At 70.4% G+C, this 1,752-nt stretch carries 3 protein-coding genes and 1 pseudogene; 1 reads left to right on the plus strand and 3 read right to left on the minus strand.

Annotation, left to right across the window (positions count from 1 at the left end):
* Both ACYVE9_RS25460 and ACYVE9_RS25465 read right to left on the minus strand, forming a co-directional pair.
* Positions 1–319, minus strand: a pseudogene (locus ACYVE9_RS25460) (hypothetical protein); the annotation flags it as partial.
* A 13-nt stretch (positions 320–332) separates the two neighbouring features.
* Entirely contained in the window at positions 333–539 is a 207-nt protein-coding gene (locus ACYVE9_RS25465) for a hypothetical protein (protein ID WP_461030243.1), read from the minus strand.
* A gap of 186 nt (positions 540–725) precedes the next feature.
* Here ACYVE9_RS25465 and ACYVE9_RS25470 point away from each other — a divergent pair, with 186 nt between their 5' ends.
* On the plus strand, positions 726–1,145 hold the full coding sequence (locus ACYVE9_RS25470) for a CU044_2847 family protein (protein WP_461030244.1): 420 nt from the start codon (positions 726–728) through the stop codon (positions 1,143–1,145).
* Between the two features lie 29 nt (positions 1,146–1,174).
* Here ACYVE9_RS25470 and ACYVE9_RS25475 read toward each other — a convergent pair whose 3' ends face one another.
* A complete protein-coding gene (locus ACYVE9_RS25475; RefSeq protein ID WP_461030245.1) occupies positions 1,175–1,588 on the minus strand; it encodes a DUF2690 domain-containing protein in 414 nt (137 codons plus the stop codon).
* Positions 1,589–1,752: the final 164 nt, after the last annotated feature.

A 1,752-nucleotide genomic window follows, 5' to 3' on the forward strand; every position in this document is an offset into this window, starting at 1 on the left:
GCTCCAGGACGCGCACCGCCCACACGCCGGTGCCGGGGTGGACCAGCAGTTCGGTGACCACACCGGGGTGGGTCCGTTCGGCCCGCCCGAGCAGGGCGATCGCGGTGGACAGCGGTGCCAGCGGCCCGCCGGCCCGGGCGCCGCACTTCCGGGCCGCCTCCACGACCGCGCGCAGCATCAGCACGCGCCGGCTGCGCTCGGCAGCCAGAATTCGGGCCGCGGTGCCGGCGTGCAAACGTCCCGCGCCGAGGGCGTCAAGATCGGACAGCGGGGTGACGTGTTTTTCGAGAACTTGGCCGGTATTCGACGGCTCGGACATCCGAGCGCGTCCCCTAAACGGGAGTTCCGGAGCAGCCGGTGGCGAAATGCGGGCTGCCGGATCCGCTGTTGTCCTGAGCCGCCGAACGTTCCAGCAGGCTCTCCATCAGCGCATCCAGGGAGGTCACGACCAACGGGTGACGGACGGCCATCGCCTCCTGGAGCCCGCAGAGGCTGAGATCGACGAGGTCGGTCTCACATTCGGTCGCAGAAGTCCTCACGTCGCGATTCCCCTATCGGTAAGTCGAACCGTTTTGCGTCATATCGATGTCGTACCCACTCGTGCTCCCTCATACTGACCCGCGCAAAGCTCCAGCGAAAGACCGCCCGGCCCGCTACTGTCTTCCTCCGACTCACCCTTTCCGTACGCGACGGTCGTTCGCGACATACCGCACGAGGTGGCCGCAATGGGAGAATTGCTCCGATTCGACTTGGAGGGCGGCGGGTCGGTGGTCGCCGAACTCGACCGGGTCTCCGGCGGCGTCGTCGAAGCCGCGAACACCTCGGACGTGGTGGCCCGCGCGGCTGCGTCGTTCGAGTCGGCGCTCGAGGGAGTACGGCAGGCGGCGGCCTCGACGCTGCGCCGGATGGCGGAGCTGCCGCAGCGTCCGGACGAGGTCACCATCGAGTTCGGCATCCAGCTCGACGCGGAGGTGGGCGCGGTGCCGGCCCGCACCGGCGCCCAGGGCCACCTCCAGGTCCAGCTGACCTGGCACCGGGACGCCGGAGACGCCGGAGACGCCGGAGACGCCGGAGACGCCGGGGGTGGCGGCAACGGTCAGGGCGGGCCGCCGGAGCCCCGCCGGGGAGGACCCACCGGGGCGTGACGGGTGGACCTCTCCTGTCGAACGCCCCCTCAGAACGACTTGGTGCACCCGTATCCGTAGCTGCTGTTTCCGGCGCAGGCGCGTGCCACGAGATTGCGGTCGTTGACCATCTTGGTGATCAGGTCGCCCCCGTTGCCCCGGTGGACCGTCTCCTGGCGTATCCCCTTGCTGTTCTGCACCGAGACCCAGTCCGTGTGCGCGGCACCGAACAGGCGCCCCCAGGCTGCCCGGCAGGACGGGCTGTAACGCAACTGGATCGTCTTGCCCTGGTAGGACCTCGACGCGGCCGTGATGGCGTCCTTGGCGCAGGAGGTGCCGATCGGGTTCACCCCGTCGCACGAACCCGCGTAGCAGGTAGCCGCGTTGGCCGACGTGGTGGGGATCAGTACGCCCGCGAGCGTGGCCACTCCGAGGAGGGCGCTCTTGACGGCCTTGTGGCGCATGGTGGTGGTGTCCTTCCCAAAGCCTGGTGACGAGGCGCCGCGGGCGCCGCGACGGGGATCGTGCGGGGTCGGTGCGGATCACGGAGCGCAGGAGCGGGGCGGTGGCCTGGCGCAGGCCGAGGCAGACGGGGCCGCTTCCGCCGTGGCACGCCGGTCGTGCGCGG

The organism is Streptomyces sparsus (assembly GCF_054776295.1).